General features: G+C 32.5%; 17 protein-coding genes and 2 tRNA genes. 15 read left to right on the forward strand and 4 right to left on the reverse strand.

What is annotated here, in order from left to right:
* The first annotated feature begins 508 nt into the window (after nt 1-508).
* The 3 genes from B0A58_RS01580 (at nt 509) to B0A58_RS01590 (ending at nt 4,629) form a co-directional block, all read left to right on the forward strand.
* Nucleotides 509-1,765, forward strand: coding sequence for an OB-fold protein (locus tag B0A58_RS01580; RefSeq protein WP_089079598.1), 1,257 nt, complete (start codon nt 509-511; stop codon nt 1,763-1,765).
* Between the two features lie 167 nt (nt 1,766-1,932).
* Nucleotides 1,933-3,966, forward strand: a complete 2,034-nt coding sequence (locus B0A58_RS01585) for an ATP-binding protein (protein WP_089079599.1) — start codon at nt 1,933-1,935, stop codon at nt 3,964-3,966.
* A 24-nt stretch (nt 3,967-3,990) separates the two neighbouring features.
* Entirely contained in the window at nt 3,991-4,629 is a 639-nt protein-coding gene (locus tag B0A58_RS01590; protein ID WP_089079600.1) for an AbiV family abortive infection protein, read from the forward strand.
* Between the two features lie 103 nt (nt 4,630-4,732).
* Here B0A58_RS01590 and B0A58_RS01595 read toward each other — a convergent pair.
* The 3 genes from B0A58_RS01595 to B0A58_RS01605 all read right to left on the reverse strand — a co-directional run bounded on the left by B0A58_RS01595 (nt 4,733) and on the right by B0A58_RS01605 (nt 6,210).
* A tRNA-Val gene (locus B0A58_RS01595) sits at nt 4,733-4,807 on the reverse strand.
* 29 nt (nt 4,808-4,836) lie between these two features.
* Nucleotides 4,837-4,914, reverse strand: a tRNA-Val gene (locus B0A58_RS01600).
* A gap of 81 nt (nt 4,915-4,995) precedes the next feature.
* Nucleotides 4,996-6,210, reverse strand: a complete 1,215-nt coding sequence (locus tag B0A58_RS01605) for a bifunctional folylpolyglutamate synthase/dihydrofolate synthase (RefSeq protein WP_089079601.1) — start codon at nt 6,208-6,210, stop codon at nt 4,996-4,998.
* 129 nt (nt 6,211-6,339) lie between these two features.
* On the opposite strand from B0A58_RS01605, the gene B0A58_RS01610 reads away from it, so the two are divergent.
* The 6 genes from B0A58_RS01610 (at nt 6,340) to B0A58_RS01635 (ending at nt 10,353) form a co-directional block, all read left to right on the forward strand.
* The gene (locus tag B0A58_RS01610) at nt 6,340-7,056 is read left to right on the forward strand and encodes a MotA/TolQ/ExbB proton channel family protein (RefSeq protein WP_014083583.1); all 717 of its coding nucleotides are present in this window, start codon (nt 6,340-6,342) and stop codon (nt 7,054-7,056) included.
* Nucleotides 7,040-7,426, forward strand: a complete 387-nt coding sequence (locus B0A58_RS01615) for an ExbD/TolR family protein (protein WP_014083584.1) — start codon at nt 7,040-7,042, stop codon at nt 7,424-7,426. The genes B0A58_RS01610 and B0A58_RS01615 overlap by 17 nt, the downstream gene beginning before the upstream one ends.
* A gap of 76 nt (nt 7,427-7,502) precedes the next feature.
* On the forward strand, nt 7,503-8,345 hold the full coding sequence (locus B0A58_RS01620; protein ID WP_089079631.1) for a CvfB family protein: 843 nt from the start codon (nt 7,503-7,505) through the stop codon (nt 8,343-8,345).
* A 292-nt stretch (nt 8,346-8,637) separates the two neighbouring features.
* Nucleotides 8,638-9,468, forward strand: coding sequence for a 4,5-DOPA-extradiol-dioxygenase (gene ygiD / locus B0A58_RS01625; protein ID WP_089079602.1), 831 nt, complete (start codon nt 8,638-8,640; stop codon nt 9,466-9,468).
* 116 nt (nt 9,469-9,584) lie between these two features.
* Nucleotides 9,585-9,965 (forward strand): glycine cleavage system protein GcvH, encoded by a 381-nt coding sequence (gcvH, locus tag B0A58_RS01630; RefSeq protein ID WP_014083587.1) that lies wholly within the window; start codon nt 9,585-9,587, stop codon nt 9,963-9,965.
* Nucleotides 9,958-10,353, forward strand: coding sequence for a VanZ family protein (locus tag B0A58_RS01635; protein ID WP_165766273.1), 396 nt, complete (start codon nt 9,958-9,960; stop codon nt 10,351-10,353). Before gcvH ends, B0A58_RS01635 begins: the two co-directional genes overlap by 8 nt.
* A 250-nt stretch (nt 10,354-10,603) precedes the next feature.
* On the opposite strand, the gene menD is transcribed toward B0A58_RS01635, so the two are convergent.
* Nucleotides 10,604-12,265, reverse strand: a complete 1,662-nt coding sequence (gene menD / locus B0A58_RS01640) for a 2-succinyl-5-enolpyruvyl-6-hydroxy-3-cyclohexene-1-carboxylic-acid synthase (protein ID WP_089079604.1) — start codon at nt 12,263-12,265, stop codon at nt 10,604-10,606.
* 234 nt (nt 12,266-12,499) lie between these two features.
* Here menD and B0A58_RS01645 point away from each other — a divergent pair, with 234 nt between their 5' ends.
* From B0A58_RS01645 to wecB, 6 genes are all read left to right on the forward strand, one after another.
* A complete protein-coding gene (locus B0A58_RS01645; protein WP_089079605.1) occupies nt 12,500-13,075 on the forward strand; it encodes an acyltransferase in 576 nt (191 codons plus the stop codon).
* Between the two features lie 33 nt (nt 13,076-13,108).
* Nucleotides 13,109-14,077, forward strand: a complete 969-nt coding sequence (locus B0A58_RS01650; protein ID WP_089079606.1) for a Gfo/Idh/MocA family protein — start codon at nt 13,109-13,111, stop codon at nt 14,075-14,077.
* Nucleotides 14,078-14,452: 375 nt separating this feature from the next.
* Entirely contained in the window at nt 14,453-15,481 is a 1,029-nt protein-coding gene (locus B0A58_RS01655; protein WP_089079607.1) for a polysaccharide biosynthesis protein, read from the forward strand.
* A gap of 4 nt (nt 15,482-15,485) precedes the next feature.
* Nucleotides 15,486-15,875: a cupin domain-containing protein gene (locus tag B0A58_RS01660; protein ID WP_089079608.1), complete on the forward strand. Its 390-nt coding sequence runs from the start codon at nt 15,486-15,488 to the stop codon at nt 15,873-15,875.
* Between the two features lie 13 nt (nt 15,876-15,888).
* Nucleotides 15,889-17,007, forward strand: a complete 1,119-nt coding sequence (locus tag B0A58_RS01665) for a polysaccharide biosynthesis C-terminal domain-containing protein (protein ID WP_089079609.1) — start codon at nt 15,889-15,891, stop codon at nt 17,005-17,007.
* Nucleotides 17,008-17,024: 17 nt separating this feature from the next.
* Nucleotides 17,025-18,173, forward strand: a complete 1,149-nt coding sequence (wecB, locus tag B0A58_RS01670; protein ID WP_089079610.1) for a non-hydrolyzing UDP-N-acetylglucosamine 2-epimerase — start codon at nt 17,025-17,027, stop codon at nt 18,171-18,173.
* Nucleotide 18,174 lies beyond the last annotated feature (1 nt).

Genomic DNA, 18,174 nt, shown 5'->3' on the forward strand with positions numbered 1-18,174 from the left:
GTAAAACTTCCAACAAAAACCAAAAATCTAACCATAGAAAAACCCTCAAAACCCATAGAAGAAGTACAAAAGATTTACGATTGCTTGAAATTTAAAATTATTAGAAAAACTAAAAAAGTTCATGTAGTGTACCATTAATAAAAAAAAGCTACTGATAATCAGGGTTTTGTGTTGGGTTTTCGGCAAGTTGGGTTAAAAACACCATTTTAAAAATAATTTTCGGTTGTATAATTCGTATTAATACCTATCTTTACAGCGAATTTTTAAAATTTTAAAAAATATTTATGAATAAATAAAGGTTGTAATTACATATAGAAATTGCGTTTTGCAATTCGTTTTTCTACTCAAATACTCGAAATATTAATAATAGATAAAAGCGAATGATTGCAAGAAGCCACCATCTGGGCGCTTCTTCAACATTGCTTTTATGGGTTATTCGAGTAACCTGAGTAGAGAATGTTGTTAGTTTAGCACCCTTTTTATTTCAGGAAACTTAAACTTTATCTATATGGCTCAATCAGATTTCAATTCAAAGCAATCTATTTTCAAAATCGTAAAATGGATTTTAGCAGTATTTTTTTTATTTGCCTTTATTGGGGCAATTGCAAAAGGCAATTTTATTGCAAGTATTTTATTCCTCCTACTCGGTTTACTTCTTTTACCTCCAATATCTGAACAGGTCAAGCAAAAATTTATTTTTTGGCAAAGTAAGAATATTCGATACATTGGATATTCAGCATTATTTTTAATCGCGGTACTTTCAGATAGAAGCGGATTAACTGAAACATCAAAAAACAAATCAGTTGAAGAGGTTGCAACAAGCGAACCATATCAAGAATATATTAGCCAAGTAGATAAAAATATTACTCAACTTTCAACAGAGAAAAAAGCATTAAGAACAAAAGCATTTACTATTTTGAAATCTAATTCAATTTATCAAAAAATAGTTGTTAATAAAGTAGTTTCTGCCGAATACCTACCTATACTTAATGCAATCAGTAATGGGGTTTCAACTATCAGTAAAGATGGTTATTCATTCAACGAAACTCTTATAAAAAGATTAGAAAATTCTGTAAATGGAAAAGAAAAAGTAGAATTTGCGATTAAAACAGTAGGATTAGCCATTCCTGAAAATGGAGGTTTGCCAAAAGAAATATTACAAGCATTCGACAGATACAAAGAAAAATTCAAAATTTACGGAGTGAAAGGCGTTTTCTTTGATGTTAATAAAAATCACGAAACAATTGAATACGACTTTGATTTAACGCCTTTTTTCGTCATGCTTGAACCAAAAAACAAAGAAGTTTTAAATCAATTTTTTGAAGCAAAAAATAAAGGTTTATCAGATTGGAATGCAAAAGCAGAAAATTATACCTATCCATACATTGCCACAAAAGAGGCTTATATCAGTTACATCAAAGAAGTAAATCCTGAAAGTCCATTTATTCCAAAAGTCGATATTGAAATAACCGCATCAGAATTATACCAAGAGTATGAAGCAAATGAAGTTTCAGCAGATGAGCAATACAAAGGCAAAAAAATTGCAGTTACTGGAATTATTGATAATATTGGGAAAGATGTTTTAGACAATCCTTATGTTTCAATGAGAATTGGAGTTTTGCAAAGTGTAACTTGCTACTTCTCGGACGATAATGTAAAAGTTATATCACAATTAAGTAAAGGGCAAAAAATTACAGTAATAGGCGAATGTAATGGGCTGTCATTAACAAATGTAGTAATTCAGGATTGCGAACTTTGGGAGTAAATAATTTTCAATAAAAAATAAATTTAGGCAAAGTGTATTTATAAAATATCTCTGCCTATTTTATTGAAACTTAATTTGTAAATTTTGCTATGAACAAATAGTATAATCAAATATTACAACAGATTTCATTACTTTTGTAGAATACAAAACCTCAAGCCAATAAAACTGTGAATTTAGACTTAATAGGCAGACTTAATAATACTATTTTGCATACAAGCAAACCGCTGTATCCTCTTTTTGAGTGCCTTGTAAATTCAATTCACGCTATCGAAGATTTAAAGAAAAGCGAAAGCAAAGGTTATATAGAGGTAATCATTGAGAGAGAACAGGCTCAACAGGAATTAATAAGCACTTTTGAAAATTTGAAACCTATAAAATCATTTTCGATTATTGATAATGGGATTGGATTTAATGAAAGAAACTATCAATCTTTTGAAACAGGAGATAGTAGATTAAAAATAGAAAAAGGCTCTAAAGGGATTGGTCGTTTCGTTTGGTTAAAGGCTTTTAGTTCGGTTAAGATTAACAGCGTATTTCAGGATGAAAACAAAGTCAAAAAAGAAAGAGATTTTGAATTTAAGCATAGCGAAAATGGTATTGAAAACCATACTATTGAAGATGCAAATGATAAATCTACAAAAACGATAGTCAATTTAACAGGTTTCAAATCAGAATACCAAAAGAAGTGTCCGAAAAAAGTATCTGAAATTGCATATAAAATAATTGACCATTGTTTAGTTTACTTTCTATACGACCATTGTCCGACTATTGTAATTAAAGACCCTGACAACAATGATTTTGAACTCGTTGTAAATGATGTATTTAATGAAAGTAAAAAAGACAGATTAAAAGAAATTGAGTTTGATTTCAAAGGAGAGATTTTTAAACTTAACATTTTAGAAATTTACGGTTCTACTGGAAAGTCTAACAAACTACATTTATGTTCAAATATGCGAGAGGTTAAAAATTATGCCCTCTCGTCAATAATTCCTGATTTGAGTAAATCACTCAAAGACGAAGACGGCAAAGACTTTTTCATTCGTGCTTATGTAACTGGAAAATTTTTGGACAGTATTGTAAACCCCGAAAGAACACTTTTAAATTTTCCTGACGAGGACGAAAATGATATATTTGAAGATCAGACAATAACCGAAAATAATCTTAAAGAGCAAATAGCAAACCAAATACAGGACGCTTTGAATGATTATTTATATGAGGTTTATGAAGAAAAAATGCAATTTGTAACTGGGTTTATTCAAAATGAAGTACCGCAATATAAAAGTTTATTAAAATACAAGTCCGATAAAATAGAAAATCTGAAACCAACAACAAACAAGAAAAGTCTTGATTTAGAATTGTATAAGATTTTACAAGAGTTAGAATATGAAGTCAAAGAGGAATACGAGGAAATTAACGATGATTTCTATGTAGATGAAGAAGATGACGAATATCAAAAACGATACAAGGAATATATTGAAAAGGTTATAGACGTAGGAAGTGCAAAGTTATCCCAGTATATCATTCATCGAAAAACTATTTTAGATTTATTCAGTAAACAATTAGAACTAAATGATAATGGAAAATATAGTTTAGAAAACAGCGTACATCAAATTATTTTTCCTTTGAAATCGACATCTGACGATATAAGTTATGATAATCAGAATTTATGGATGATTGATGAAAAACTATCCTATCATAAATATCTTGCATCTGACTTGCCGTTAAGTTCAATGAATAAAGATGTAGTTGATAGTAATAGCGAAGAAAGACCTGACATAATTATATTTAACAGTCCGATTGCACTTGTAAATAATGATGCACCGTACCAGTCAATAGTTATTTTAGAATTTAAAAGACCGATGCGAAAAGGGTATTATGAAGAAAAAAACCCAATTGAACAAATATACGGCTACATCCGAAAAATATTAGACAAGAAAAGTTTAGACAACAAGGGTAGAGTTATTCAAGGTGTAAACTCTTCAACGCCATTCTACTGTTATCTAATTTGCGATATAACTTCCAAAATTGATGAGATTGCAGAAAATTCAGATTTCACGCCAACTCCTGATAATTTGGGATATTTTGGGTACAATAAAAAACTCAATGCTTACATTGAAATTTTAAGTTATCAAAAAATGGTAAACGATGCTAAACAAAGGAATAGAATTTTATTTGAAAAATTAAACTTGCCAAATTTATAGAGAACTTCAAACCGACTGCTAACAATGGATAGAGCCGATTATAGCGAGATATATACAAATGCCAATAATCTTATAAACTCTGCAATTAAAGTGGCGGAAATCAATAATTTTGGAACGGCTATTTCTTTACTTGTGCTGGGTTTGGAAGAATTGATAAAGTATCAAGTTGTTTTGTATAATACTGCGGATGAGAAATCATTTACAGATGTAGAATTTGATAAGGTTTTCAAAGACCATAAGAGCAAACATAATTTATTAATGGAATTTGCCGATAGCCTAACTGATGAATTTAGTCTTGGGTTTCAAAGTTATGTTTTAAATTCTGCAACAAATCAAGAATTAACCGAACAGGATAAATTGATAAAGCAAAACAGATTTAAAGAATTTGGTGCTTTTCTGAACAATATGTATTCCGAAAACAATCTAACTCAACAAGAGTTAAAAGAGTTCGCAAAATGGCTTAATGATGCAAACAAGATTAAAAACGAGGGGTTTTATGTTGGTCTATCAGGCAATAAATGGTCGTTTCCGAAAAAATTTAATTTCGATGATTATTCAAAAGTATTAAAATTTGTGATGTTGGTTAAAAATCATACCGAAGTAAAGAAAAGTTTAGATTTAACCGAAGATGAATTTATAGATTTTTTGAACGGAGCAATGTAGTTTTACAAAATCTATCAATTTTTATTCCGTCCCCTGCATTGTCCCCTAAAAAAATAAAACCCTTACAAAGTCAATGACTGCAAGGGTTTTTTAATTTAATCTGTGGGCGATGAGGGATTCGAACCCCCGACCCTCTGGGTGTAAACCAGATGCTCTGAACCAACTGAGCTAATCGCCCTAAATATTTTTAGGCTTTAATAACAAATTTGGTGGGCGATGAGGGATTCGAACCCCCGACCCTCTGGGTGTAAACCAGATGCTCTGAACCAACTGAGCTAATCGCCCTAAATATTTTTAAGTTGCTTTGTTATTGCGAGTGCAAATATACAACTCTTTTTTATTTGTGCAAATGTTTTTTGCGTTTTTTTATAAAATTTCTGCAACCACAAACGTACTACCCCCCACATATATACAATCGTTTTGCTGGGCATTTTGCTGGGCTTGATTGTAAGCTTCTGATACAGAGTAGTATATGCTGCCTTCCAAGTGGTATTGTTTGGCAGTTTGTTGTAGTGTCAAAGCGTCTAATCCTCTTGGCAAATTGGGTTTACAAAAATAATAAATGGCATTTTTGGGAAACAATGGCAAAATAGCGTCTAAATTTTTATCGTTTACGACACCCAAAACAATGTGTAGTTGTTCAAAAACAAGGTTTTGTAACTGTGTCATCGTACTTTTTAGTCCATGTTTGTTGTGTGCCGTATCGCAAATAATGGTGGGGTGGCTGCCCAGTTGCTGCCATCTTCCTTGCAGTCCTGTTTGTTGTATTACATTCAAAAATCCGTTATGTATGTGTTGTTCCTGAATGTTCAAAGTGTTTTTCAAAACAGCTATGGCTTGCAAAACGGTTTTTTTGTTCTCTGTCTGATAATCGCCTTTTAAGGCACAAGGCAATTCTGGATACAAAGCATCTGAAGCCCAATACAATGTTGCATGATTTTCGGCAGCTTTTTGTTCAAAAACCGCTTTGGTTTCGGGGGTATAGGTGCCTATAACTACGGGCACTTGATGTTTGATAATCCCCGCTTTTTCTGTTGCAATAGCCGCAAGCGTGTTGCCTAAAAATGCGGTATGATCTAAATCAATGTTTGTTATAATGGATAGGATAGGGTGAATGATGTTGGTAGAATCGAGGCGGCCACCCATGCCAACTTCTATAACGGCCACATCGACTTGTTGTTTTTTGAAATATTGAAAAGCCAGTCCAACCGTCATTTCAAAAAAACTCAAATCATTAGTTTCAAAAAAATTGCGGTGGGTTGCTATAAAAGCCACTACTTCCTCTTCGGGAATTTCTAAACCGTTTATTTTGATTCTTTCCCGAAAATCTTTCAAATGAGGCGAGGTGTATAACCCCACTTTATAGCCAGCTTCTTGCAAAACCGAAGCCAGTAAATGGGATGTAGAGCCTTTGCCATTTGTTCCTGCAACATGAATACACACCAAATCATGGTGCGGATTGTTTAGATGTTCTGATAAAAGGATGGTATTGGTAAGGTCTTTTTTGTAAGCAGATTGCCCAACGTGCTGGTACATGGGCAGTTGGTTAAACATCCAATCGAGGGTTTCTTGATAATTCATTTGAAGTATTTTTTTTTAGACAAATAAAATATTTTTTAATTTTTTTAGTTTAATATTGTATGCTTAAATTATAGGGTACAAATTTGCCATATTTTTTATAAATAACACTCATAAAACACCATAAATAATATGTTTCAATGGATTAGTTTACAAGCCGACACGTTGTCTAACCAAACTGCCAATGCCGTAATTACGGACACAGTACAATCAAACAACATAACGGCTCTTGGTTTTTTGCTCAAAGGGGGTTTTTTCTTGATTCCAATAGGAATTTTATTGTTTTATACTTTTTATATCATCATCGAAAGGTGTTTGTATATACATAAAAAAACGCAAAACGACCCTAATTTAATGCCCGATATTCGCAATTATTTACAATCAGGCAATTTAGATATGGCCCGAACTTTGGCAGAACGCACCCCCTCTGCATCTGGAGCAATTTTGCGTGAAGGCATTTTAACTATCGGCAGACCTATTGCAGAAATTGAATCCAATATGGAACGTGCTGCCAATATAGAAATTGGCGAAATGGAAAAAAATGTAGGCAAGCTTGGCCTTATTGCAGGCATTGCCCCAACACTCGGATTTATTGGCACCATTTCTGGTGTCATCAAAATTTTTTATACCATTTCATTAACCGAAAATATCAGTATTGGCTCTATTTCGGGCGGACTATACGAAAAAATGATCAGCTCGGGTTCTGGTTTAATTGTGGGTATTATAGCTTATAGCGGCTATCACTTGCTCAACAATGGGATAGATGCCTTTGCTCTTCAGGTGCAAAAACAAGTGCTAGAATTTGTAAACATCATTCAAAGACCTTCAAAAAATGATCAAAAGAAATAAACGTTTTCATGCAGAAGTAGCCACGTCGTCGTTGAGCGACATTATGTTTTTTTTGTTGCTTTTTTTTCTCATTATTTCTACTTTGGCCAACCCAAATGTGATTAAAATGACATTGCCAAATGCCAAAAACAACGAAAAAACCAACAAACAATTCATCAGTTTGTCTATTACTGCCAATAAAAATTATTATATTGATAAAGTACCCGTGCCTTTTGAACGATTAGAGTCGGAATTGATTTCTAAAGTGGGTGCAAATCAAACCGTGGTTGTTAGAATTCCTTACAATCTTCAGGTGCAAGATTTAGTCGATGTTTTACAAATTGGCGTCAAAAACAATTTGAAATTTGTAATTGCAACTCAAGCGAAATAGTTTTAATGAGGAATTATAAATAAACAAAGCAAAAGGTTGAAAAATTAGAAAACAAAACCAGTAAATGGAAAAAAAAATGATTGAAATAGGAAAATACAATACGCTAACCATACTTCGAGACACAAAAGTAGGCTTATTTCTTGGCAACGGAAACGAGGCCGAAGATATTTTGTTGCCCAATAAATATGTTCCCAAGCATTTTCAAATTGGCAACGAATTAACCGTTTTTGTTTATCTCGATCACGAAGAACGTCCTGTTGCCACCACACTCGAACCTTATATATTACTTAACGAATTTGCTTTATTAAGAGTAAATTATGTAAATAAAATAGGGGCTTTTATGGATTGGGGGCTCGAAAAAGACATCCTCGTACCCTTCAAAGAACAAGCCAGACCAATGGAAAAAGGCAAGCGTTACCTCGTATATCTATACCTCGACTCCAAAACAAATAGACTTGTAGCGTCTAGCAAAACTAACCAATTTCTAAAAAACGACACCCTTTCTATACAAAAAGGAGATGAAGTAGATTTAATCGTATCCCACATCACCGATTTGGGCATCAACGTCATCATCAACAAACAACACAAAGGATTGCTATACAAAGACGAAGTTTTTGACGAAAATATCAGAACAGGCGACCGACTCGTTGGCTACATCAAAAACATCAGGCCCGATAACAAAATAGATGTATCGCTCCAAAAACAAGGCTTTGAAAACATAGAACCCAACGCCGAAAAAATCCTTTTTGAACTCCAAGCCAATAGGGGTTTCCTACGTCTTACAGACCATTCACACCCCGAAGACATCAAAACAGTACTCAAAATGAGTAAAAAAACATTCAAAAAAGCCATCGGAACTTTATACAAAAACCGAGAAATCGACATCAAACCCGATGGGATATACCTTATAACCAAATAATTTTTTTGGGCACCTTATCCGTCCTCCACTCCCGCTTTTTTTTCTTGCCGCAAAACCCATAAAACCGTCGAGCGGCAAGAAAAAAAGAGCTCCGTTCAGGCCGGGGTGCGGGCATACTCCTAGGTGCCATCTGCCATATCGCCACGTATGGCATGATCCAAAGTTCGTTTATACAAAAATTGGGTTATACCAAATATTTTATATGTATATTTGGTATTAAAAACGTTTTATTCTTAAAAATGGTTAAATCTAGGTATTTTTGATATTTTTACGTTTCTAAAACCAATATACCATGAATTTACATCAATTTGAAAATTGGACCAACACATTACACCAAATCGATACCCCAATGCCCGCTTTATTCATCGGACACGGTTCGCCCATGAATGCCATCGAAACCAATGAGTTTACACAATCATGGCAACTATTAGGACAAAAAATCCCAACACCACAAGCCATTTTGGTTATTTCTGCCCATTGGCTCACCAAAAAAACACATATAACAGCCATGGAAAACCCCAAAACGATTCACGATTTTGGAGGTTTTCCTCAAGCCCTATTCGATGTGCAATATTCCGCAAAAGGAAATACAACTTTAGCACAAGAAATCCAACAAATTAGCCAACCAAACCACATTTTTCTCAACGAAACTTGGGGCTTAGACCATGGTACTTGGAGTATTTTAGCTCAAATGTATCCACAAGCCACAATTCCTGTTTTGCAATTGAGTATCGATTATGATAAACCAGCAGCTTATCATTTTGAATTGGCCCAAAAATTAAAAAACCTGCGTCAAAAAGGAGTATTAATTATAGGAAGCGGCAACATGATACATAATTTAAAGCTATTGGCATGGGACAAAATGCAAGTTCCAAATTACGGCTATGATTGGGCCCAAGAAATGAATCATATTTTGAAAGAAAAAATACTGACAAACGACTTCAAAGCGTTATTGAATTACTCGAATCTTGGCCATGCTAGTACCCTTGCCATCCCAACCCCCGATCATTATTTGCCTCTTATATATAGTGTTGCACTCCAAAAACCAACAGATGAGGTTCATTTTTTTAATGATCAATTAGTTGCAGGTTCCCTCAGCATGACTTCTGTAATTTGGAAGTAAAACAGTAAATATTTTAATGAAAAAGAATTATAAAAAAATAACGTAAATATCACAAAATTTAATAATTTTGCAATTCAAAACATTAGATAGTAACCATTAATAAATTGATAAATATAATGACAATTCCATCAAATTTAAAATATACCAAAGACCACGAATGGGTTAGCCTAGAAGGTGAAATAGCAACAGTAGGTATCACCGATTTTGCACAAAAAGAACTTGGCGACATCGTATATGTAGAAGTAGAAACACTGGACCAAACACTAGACAAAGACGAAGTTTTTGGTACAGTAGAAGCCGTAAAAACCGTTTCGGATTTATTTTTACCGCTTTCTGGCGAAATTATCGAATTTAATGACTCATTAGAAAGCAAACCTGAAACTGTCAATTCAGACCCTTATGGAGCAGGTTGGATGATCAAAGTAAAAATAAACAATCCCGCTGAAATGGATCAGCTTTTAACTAGTGAGCAGTATCAAGAGCTTATCGGTGCTTAACAAAATTTATCTTTTTGCAGCACTTTTATGGACCTATATCATTTTATATTTGTGTTTAGCAAGTACAAAGGATTTACCTCAAGTAAGTGTTGGAATCAAAAATTTAGATAAAGCAGTTCATTTTTGTTTTCATTTTGGGTTTGTAATTTTGTGGTATCTTTTTATGGCTTCACAAAAAAACGCTTTAGAAATCAGATTCAAAATGAAAAAAACATTCTTGGTTTCTGTCGTTTTTGGTACCTTGATAGAAATTGCCCAATTGTGTTTTACCAATTCCAGAAGTGCCGATATTATAGATGTTTTTGCAAACAGTGTAGGAGCTTATAGTGCGGTAATTTTTTTGAAAAAAACCAAATTTTTATTCAAAAAATTCAATTTAATATCATAAAAAAAACCTTCTTTAGAAGGTTTTTTTATTTTATTCTCCAACCATTTTCAAGTGGTTTGGTATGTTGTTTAAAAGGTTTTTTATATCAAATAGCAATGTCGTTTAGTTCATCAAAATATAGTCATAATGGCACTTCAACGTTGATAAAAAGGATTGATTCGAATGAATGCTAAACTAAACGACATTGTATTCAATATATTTATAAAATAAGGAAAGATGCAAAGTTGGTTTTTTTAAAAAAATAATGCTGTTATTTCAAATTTTTAAAATAAGACAATAATACAACGTCATTTATATTTGTAGGGGTGAATATTTCCAAAATGCTGGCTCTTTTTTCAATAATAAAAGTATTCCAAACCTTGTCGAGCTCCATTTCGTTCGAGGCTTCAAAATATTCCAATTGATGCATCTTTGCAAGGTGTTGTGCCGATAAATCATGTTGGGTTTCAAAAAACTGATTGAAAACAGGATTTTCATCGTGTCCTGGCAATATTCTAAATATTCCACCACCTTTATTATTGAGTAAAATTATTTTAAAATGCTCAGGAATATAAGTGTTCCAAAGGGCATTATTGTCATAAAAAAAGCTAATATCTCCCGATATCAATATTGTTGGTACTCTAGCAGCAACGGCCGCCCCAACAGCCGTAGAGGTACAGCCATCGATCCCACTGGTTCCTCTATTACAAAAAACTTTTATAGATGGGTGAATATCAAATAATTGAGCATACCTAATAGAAGAACTGTTGCCAATTTGTAACATCGATTGATGAGGTAACCTTTTTAAAATATATTCAAAAACTTTGAAATCAGAAAAAGGAAGGTTTTGCAAGTATTGGTTGTGTTTTAACTTCCTGTATTCTTGTATAATTTTGTTTTTTTTAAAGTAATTGCTTTCTATTTTGTTATTAAGAACATATATATTTTCAAAAAATAAATTAATATTACAAGTTATATGAGCTGTTAATGCAGCATAAGTATCATAAGCCCGAAGCGAATCTACATGCCAATGGTGTAGGGGTTTGTATTTTCGGAGTAGGGTTTTGATGCGTTTTGAAACTATCATTCCACCAAAAGTAAGCAATAATTGTGGCTGAAAATCAGCCATTGCAGTATCGTCAAATGGTGTTATGTGAGTGTCTATATTTGAAATAAAATCAGGATGATGCCAATTGGAGTTACATTCTGTAAGCACAACTATCGACGGGTCTGCCGCCACAATAGGTGTCCAATGTTGATCGACAACGTGTGGATTTTCTGATCCAACTAATAGTAATTTTTTGCTAGAATCATTCCAAATTTTCCTAAAATTTTCCCAATTAATATTGTTATCTTCAAATGTTTGGGGTTCATTTTCTAATAAGTTAATCTTTAAAGTGCTTGACGGAACTGTTTCGTACAGCGGTTCTTCAAAGGGAGCATTCAAATGGACGGGGCCTTTATATTGAAGGGCTTTTTGAATGGAAAGAGCTATTGTTTTATGGTTTTGTTCAGAATCAATTTCAGACAATGTATGACTTTCTAAAATATGATTGCTAAAAACATGGTGCTGACGGATGGTTTGCCCGTCGCCAATGTCTATTTTGTCAACTGGTCGGTCTGCAGAAATAACAATTAAAGGGATTTGACTATAATAGGCCTCAGCAATGGCAGGATAATAGTTGAGTAATGCAGAGCCCGAAGTACAAACTAAAACAACAGGTTCTTGTAATTGCTGTGCCATGCCTAAGGCAAAAAAAGCTGCCGAACGTTCATCAACAATACTGTAACATGAAAAAAATGGGTGGTTTACAAAACCAATTGTAAGTGGAGCATTTCTCGAACCTGGCGAAATGACGATATGTTTGACCTCTTTTAGCAAACATATTTGTATAATGCTTTGAGCTAAAGGAATTTTTGGATAGAAACTCATTTTTAAAATATTTTTGAACAAAAATAATCAAAAATTGTAAATATAAATTAATTAAATATGTCAAATCATTTGAAATTATTAATGTTTTAATTTACAACGATAAAATTTGTTTTTTACCGAATTCAGAATTTTTTTCATATAATTTTAGTTCTTTTTTGTATATTTATCTTATATTTGCAATCTAAAAATTAATATATTATTTTTGTATAAATTTTACCGATAAAAATTAAAATTATGAATGAATTTTTTGCACATGAAACAGCCGTAATTGATGATAATAGTCTAATAGGTATCGGAACTAAAATTTGGCATTTTTCACATATAATGTCTCATTGTGTTATTGGTACTTCTTGTAATATTGGTCAGAATGTGGTTATTTCTCCACAAGTTATTTTAGGGAATAACGTTAAAATACAAAATAATGTATCTGTCTATACAGGAGTTGAATGTGAAGACGACGTTTTTTTAGGTCCTTCAATGGTTTTTACTAATGTATTAAACCCTAGAAGTGCCATTAATAGAAAAGAGCAATATAGTAAAACAATTGTTCAAAAAGGGGCTTCAATTGGAGCAAATGCTACCGTAGTTTGTGGTAATACTATTGGGAAATATGCTTTAGTTGGTGCGGGCGCCGTAATTACAAAATCATTACCTGATTATTCGCTTTGGGTTGGAAATCCTGCCAAACAGATAGGTTGGGTTAGTGAATATGGACATCGATTGCATTTTGATGACAATAATATTGCAATTTGTCCAGAATCAGGACAACAATATGAGTTGAGAGAAAATAAAGTTACAGAAATTTTGTAATGTTTATTAATTAAGAATATTATTATAAAAAGTATGAAAAATTTTGCCCTTATTGGAGTTGCGGGATTTATAGCTCCAAGACATTTAAAAGCCATTAAAGAAACTAAAAACAATTTAGTAGCAGCATTAGATAAATTTGACAGTGTTGGTATTATGGATAGTTATTTTCCAGCTACAAGTTTTTTTACAGAATTTGAGCGTTTTGACAGACATATAACCAACAATATCAACGAAAAAAATATTCCATTGGATTATGTTTCTATTTGTACTCCAAATTATTTGCATGATTCAAACATTCGTTTTGCACTACGTCAAGGAGCCGATGCCATTTGCGAAAAACCTTTGGTACTAAATCCTTGGAATATTGATGCTTTAGCAAAAAACGAAATCGAAACAGGCAAAAAAGTATATACGATTTTACAACTTCGATTGCATCCCAGTATTATTGCACTGAAAAACAAAGTGGCAAACGGCCCAAAGGATAAAATATACGACATTGATTTAACCTATTTAACCTCAAGAGGCAACTGGTATTACACTACTTGGAAAGCCGATGTTAGCAAATCAGGTGGGGTTGCATCCAATATTGGAGTTCATTTTTATGATATGCTCAGTTGGATTTTTGGTGATGTAGTAAAAAATGATGTACATTTGCATTCTTTTGATAGAGCTGCTGGATATTTAGAATTTAAACAAGCCCGAGTTAGATGGTTTTTGTCTATAAACAGCAATACGTTACCAAAAGAAGTGGTTGCAAGAAATCAAACTACCTATCGATCGATCAAAATGGATGGCGAAGAAATAGAGTTTAGCGATGGATTCAAAGATTTGCATACTGCAAGTTATGAAGATATTTTGAGTGGAGGAGGATTTGGATTGACAGAAGCACGTACATCAATTGAAATCATTCAAACGATAAGAAATGCCGCATTGCAACCTTTGACAAACGACTACCATCCGTTTTGTAAATTAGAACAAAGTAAACATCCATTTGAGAAATAATTATTTTGATTACAAAAAATGATGGATAACAATAATAATAATTTTGTAATTGATCATAAACACATCATTATTTATATAACATGGAAGTAATAAATATACAAAAAACGGATTAAAATATTTTTTTTGCATCTAATTAAAATATATAATGTTGTTTTTTGTAAAATTTTAGAAAAGTATTTGATAGGAATTGAGTTCATTATTAAGTATTTGATAAATAATAAAATAATATATTTTTGTACTTATTTTAAATATGTTGTTTTTAAAATAATATAAACCGATTTACAGGAACACAAAATCCTTATAATCAGCAGTATAAGAAAAATTTGATTATTGAAATGAGTAAAGCTGCGGTTGTTTGGAAATAAAAAATAAAAAATGAATGAAACATTATTAATAACAGGGGGTACTGGTTCTTTTGGAAACGCCGTCTTACAAAGATTTTTGCTAGGAAATAGATTTTCTGAAATTAGAATCTTATCAAGAGATGAGAAAAAGCAAGACGACATGAGAAGACGATTGAACAATCCAAAAATTAAATTCTATTTAGGAGATGTTCGAGATTACAATAGTATCATTAATGCTTTTAGAGGTGTTGATTACGTTTTTCATGCAGCAGCATTGAAACAAGTTCCTTCTTGTGAGTTTTTCCCAATGGAAGCCTTTAAAACAAATGTAGTTGGCACCCAAAATGTGATTCAAGCTGCAGCCTTTCATAACGTAAAAAAAGTAATTTGTTTAAGTACAGACAAGGCAGCATATCCAATAAATGCTATGGGTATTTCGAAGGCCATGATGGAAAAAGTAGCAATAGCAGAATCTAGAAATCTTCCAAATACCGTAGTTTGTTTAACACGATATGGCAACGTAATGGCCTCGAGGGGTTCGGTTATTCCATTATTTATAGAACAAATTAAAAATGGATCTGATATTACCATTACCGATCCTTCCATGACACGTTTTTTAATGAGCCTTGATGATGCAGTGGATTTAGTTTTATTTGCTTTTGATCATGGTAATTCGGGCGATTTATTTGTAAACAAAGCCCCATCATCTACGGTTAATGACTTGGCAATTGCACTTCAAAATATTGCTAATACACAGTGTAATATAAAAATTATTGGCACTAGACATGGAGAAAAAGTTTATGAAACCCTGTGCACAAGAGAAGAAATGTTAAAATCTGAAGATATGGGTGATTTTTATAGAATTCCAGCAGATAATAGAGATTTAAATTATGCCTTGTTTTTTTCCGAAGGAGATTCTAAAATTAGTGAAATTAATGATTACAATTCACACAACACAACGTTGTTAACCATCAGCGAAATTGAAATTTTATTAAAGAAATTGCCATATATAAAGAAAGTACTTTTAGATGAAACAATTTCAGATTATTTAGTAGAGTAATAAGATGCAAGTTATTAAAGGAGCTACATTTGAAGATTTTAGAGGAATTGTAAAGTTTGTAAATGATTTTGACATGACTAAAGTGGTTAGAATGTACAGTATTTATCCAAATAAAAATGTAATTAGAGCTTGGCAAGGACATAAAATGGAGTATAAATGGTTTTTTGTTGCAAAAGGTGCCATATTAGTAAAAGTTAGAAACATGCTTACCAATGAAGTACATGATTTTCATCTTTCAGAAAATGAAGCTCAAATATTAGAAATTTCTGGAGGTAATTACAATGGATTTAAAGCCTTAACAGAAGATTCTATATTGATAGTATATTCCAATTTTAGTGTAAAGGAATCATTACTAGATGATTACAGACAGTCGATAGAAGCATATCCATGGTAAAAAATAATATCAAATGAAAAAAATAGGTATAACAGGTCAGAATGGGTTTATTGGTTACCATTTATTACAAACATTAAATTTGAATAAACAAAAATTTCAAATTATTGATTTTAATAGAAGCTTTTTTGATGACTCTAAAGCATTAGAACATTTTGTTAGTCAATGCGATGTTATCATTCATTTGGCTGCATTAAACAGGCATCATGATGCCAATACAATCTTTGATACCAATACGGATTTAGTAAAAAAGTTAATAAACGCATTAGAAAATCAAAATAGTAAAGCACATCTTATTATTTCGTCTTCGACACAAGAAGAAAGAGATAATTTATATGGAAAATCCAAAAAAGAAGGGCGTTTGATGCTTGCTGAATGGGCAAACAAATCTGGCGGTAGATTTACAGGAATGATAATTCCTAATGTATATGGGCCTTTTGGAACCCCTTATTATAATTCGGTTATCGCCACTTTTTGCCATCAAATAGCAAGAAACGAAGAGCCCAAAATAGATGTAGATGGTGATTTGAAGTTGGTATATGTTGGCGAGGTTGTTGATGCAATAATCAATGCAATAAATAATAATGACAATAGTCATGAATATGATGTAGCTCCAACAGCACAGTCAAAAGTTTCTGAATTATTGTCAATTCTTATCAATTTTAAAAAAACCTACCAAGACAAAGGTGAATTTCCAAAATTGCACAACGATTTTGAACTTAAATTATTTAATACATATCGTTGTTATATGGATATTGAAAATTATTTCCCAAAAAAATTCCTCCAACATGCAGACGAAAGGGGAGCATTTGTAGAAATTGCTCGACATGGTATTGCAGGGCAAACCTCGTTTTCTACGACAGTGCCTGGTATTACAAGAGGCAACCATTTTCATACCAGAAAAATAGAACGTTTTGCAGTAATAAAAGGTAAAGCGTTAATACAATTAAGAAAAATAGGAACAAATAAAGTTTATAATTTTGAGCTGAATGGAAACGAGCCTGCCTATGTAGATATGCCAATTTGGTTTACTCATAATATTAAAAATATAGGAGACGAAATACTATATACCAATTTTTGGATTAATGAACCCTTTGATGCAAATGATCCTGACACTTGGTTTGAAGTTGTTTAATTGAATAAAATGAATAGATGAAAAAATTAAAAGTAATGACTGTTGTAGGTACCAGACCAGAGATTATTAGACTTTCTCGAGTAATGGCTGCCTTGGATGAAAGTCCTGCTATTGAACATATTACAGTACATACAGGTCAAAATTATGATTATGAACTTAATGAAGTTTTTTATGAAGACCTTGGAATCAGAAAACCTAATTATTTTTTGAATGCCGCTGGTATATCGGCTACCGCAACAATCGGTCAAATACTTGTAAACATAGATCCATTATTAGAAGAAATAAAACCGGATGCCTTTTTAGTTTTAGGTGATACAAATTCTTGCTTATGTGCTATACCAGCCAAAAAAAGGCATATCCCTATTTTTCACATGGAAGCGGGCAACAGATGTTTTGATCAACGTGTTCCTGAAGAAACCAATAGAAAGATTGTAGATCATATTTCGGATATTAATTTAACCTATTCTGATATAGCTAGAGAATATCTATTAAGAGAAGGGTTGCCTGCGGATAAAATAATCAAAACGGGATCCCCTATGTTTGAGGTTTTAAACTATTATTTACCTAAAATTAAAGAAAGTAATGTTTTAGAAAAGTTAGCGCTAGAACCCCAAAAATATTTTGTAGTTTCTGCACATCGAGAAGAAAATATTAGTAGTGATGTTAATTTTTTTGGTTTAATTCATACTCTTAATACAATTGCTGCCAAATATAATTTTCCTATTATTGTTTCGACACATCCTAGAACCAAAAAAAGATTGGAAGAATTGAAAGAAGATGTAGTGCTTCATCAATTGATTCAATGGCAAAAACCCATGGGATTTTCAGACTATAACGCATTACAAATCAATGCGTTTGCAGTTTTGTCAGACAGTGGAACTATAAGCGAAGAATCGTCAATTCTCAATTTCCGAGCTTTAAATATACGAGAGGCACACGAAAGACCCGAAGCCATGGAAGAAGCAAGCGTAATGATGGTTGGACTAAATCCAACTAGAATTATGCAAGCATTGGAACATGTACAACAACAAAAAATGGGTTCAAATAGAAATTTTGAACCTGTTGCAGATTATTCTAAACCTAATGTGAGTGAAAAAATGGTACGAATTATATTGAGTTATACAGATTATGTGAAGAAAAACGTATGGAAAGAGGTTGTGATTTAGT

The organism is Flavobacterium branchiophilum NBRC 15030 = ATCC 35035 (assembly GCF_002217205.1).
GTDB classification, from domain to species: Bacteria; Bacteroidota; Bacteroidia; order Flavobacteriales; family Flavobacteriaceae; genus Flavobacterium; species Flavobacterium branchiophilum.

Excerpts from the sequence above, each read along its gene's own strand:
- B0A58_RS01580 (WP_089079598.1), top strand. The coding sequence starts at position 509 with ATGGCTCAATCAGATTTCAATTCAAAGCAATCTATTTTCAAAATCGTA.
- B0A58_RS01590 (WP_089079600.1), top strand. The coding sequence starts at position 3,991 with ATGGATAGAGCCGATTATAGCGAGATATATACAAATGCCAATAATCTT.
- B0A58_RS01605 (WP_089079601.1), bottom strand. The coding sequence starts at position 6,210 with ATGAATTATCAAGAAACCCTCGATTGGATGTTTAACCAACTGCCCATG.
- B0A58_RS01610 (WP_014083583.1), top strand. The coding sequence starts at position 6,340 with ATGTTTCAATGGATTAGTTTACAAGCCGACACGTTGTCTAACCAAACT.
- B0A58_RS01615 (WP_014083584.1), top strand. The coding sequence starts at position 7,040 with ATGATCAAAAGAAATAAACGTTTTCATGCAGAAGTAGCCACGTCGTCG.
- B0A58_RS01620 (WP_089079631.1), top strand. The coding sequence starts at position 7,503 with ATGATTGAAATAGGAAAATACAATACGCTAACCATACTTCGAGACACA.
- ygiD (WP_089079602.1), top strand. The coding sequence starts at position 8,638 with ATGAATTTACATCAATTTGAAAATTGGACCAACACATTACACCAAATC.
- gcvH (WP_014083587.1), top strand. The coding sequence starts at position 9,585 with ATGACAATTCCATCAAATTTAAAATATACCAAAGACCACGAATGGGTT.
- menD (WP_089079604.1), bottom strand. The coding sequence starts at position 12,265 with ATGAGTTTCTATCCAAAAATTCCTTTAGCTCAAAGCATTATACAAATA.
- B0A58_RS01645 (WP_089079605.1), top strand. The coding sequence starts at position 12,500 with ATGAATGAATTTTTTGCACATGAAACAGCCGTAATTGATGATAATAGT.
- B0A58_RS01650 (WP_089079606.1), top strand. The coding sequence starts at position 13,109 with ATGAAAAATTTTGCCCTTATTGGAGTTGCGGGATTTATAGCTCCAAGA.
- B0A58_RS01655 (WP_089079607.1), top strand. The coding sequence starts at position 14,453 with ATGAATGAAACATTATTAATAACAGGGGGTACTGGTTCTTTTGGAAAC.
- B0A58_RS01660 (WP_089079608.1), top strand. The coding sequence starts at position 15,486 with ATGCAAGTTATTAAAGGAGCTACATTTGAAGATTTTAGAGGAATTGTA.
- B0A58_RS01665 (WP_089079609.1), top strand. The coding sequence starts at position 15,889 with ATGAAAAAAATAGGTATAACAGGTCAGAATGGGTTTATTGGTTACCAT.
- wecB (WP_089079610.1), top strand. The coding sequence starts at position 17,025 with ATGAAAAAATTAAAAGTAATGACTGTTGTAGGTACCAGACCAGAGATT.